General features: G+C 74.0%; 2 protein-coding genes. Both read right to left on the bottom strand.

What is annotated here, in order from left to right; genetic code table 11:
- A partial coding sequence (locus CCL05_RS46880; protein WP_244204604.1) for an enoyl-CoA hydratase/isomerase family protein occupies window positions 1–329 on the bottom strand: 329 nt, incomplete at its 3' end.
- Window positions 326–1,050: acetate--CoA ligase family protein (locus CCL05_RS42255; protein ID WP_208641746.1), on the bottom strand; the 725-nt coding region annotated here is incomplete at its 5' end. The genes CCL05_RS46880 and CCL05_RS42255, both read right to left, overlap by 4 nt.

The raw sequence follows: 1,050 nt of genomic DNA on the forward strand, positions 1-1,050 counted from the left end.
CCGTTGACCGCCGCGATCACCGGCTTCTCGCAGTCCAGGACGGCGGCGATCAGGCGCTGGGCGCCGGTGCGGAGGGTGCGTGCGACATCACCGGCGACGCGTGCGGCGGTCGGGGCGGCCGTGGCCCGGAGGTCCGCGCCGGCGCAGAAGCCGCGCCCCGTTCCCGTGAGCACGACCGCTCGTACCTCCGCCGACGCGGACGCCTCCGACAGCAGCCGGACGATCTCGTCCCGCTGGGCGGGCGTGAGGGCGTTGAGAGCCTCGGGCCGGTTGAGGGTGAGGGAGAGGACGTGGCCGGCGGTGGTGTGCAGGACTGCGGGTTCCGTCATCGGCTGCACACCGCCAGGGCGTCCAGCGCCACAGCGCCCTGCCCCCGGGGCAGGACCATGAGCGGGTTGATGTCCAACTCGGCCAGCTCGTCCCCGAGCTCCAGCGCCATGCGCTGTGCGCGCAGGACGACCTCGACGAGTGCGTCCAGATCCGCCGGTGGCCTGCCCCGCACCCCGTCGAGCAGCGCCCGCCCGCGCAGCCCGGCGAGCATGTGCCGCGCCTGCTCCTCGCCGAACGGAGGCACCCCTACGGCGGTGTCGCGCAGGACCTCGACGAGGACCCCGCCGAGCCCGACCGTCACCGTCGGCCCGAACAGGTCGTCGTGCGTGATGCCGACGACCATCTCCACGCCGTGCTCGACCATCTGGCAGACCAGTACGCCGTCCAGCGGGACATCCTCGTAGCGGGCGATGTCGGTCAGCTCCCGGTAGGCGTCGCGGACCTGGCTCGCCGAGGTGAGCCCGATCTTCACGAGGCCCAGTTCGGTCTTGTGGGCGATCCGGGCGCCCGAGGCCTTCATCACCACCGGGTAGCCCACCAGCCCGGCCGCCCGTACGGCCGCCGCCGCGCTGGTGACCAGCTGCTCGCGCGGCACGCGGATGCCGTACGCCCGCAGCAGCTGCTTCGCCGCGTGCTCGCTGAGCTGCTCGCCGGGCCGCATCAGCGCCTGGGCCTTGCGGTAGGAGGGGGAGGGGGTGCGCGGGGCGTCGTCGAAGGGGG

Origin of the sequence: Streptomyces africanus (assembly GCF_002150735.1) — a bacterium.
In the GTDB taxonomy this organism is placed as follows: Bacteria; Actinomycetota; Actinomycetes; order Streptomycetales; family Streptomycetaceae; genus Streptomyces; species Streptomyces africanus.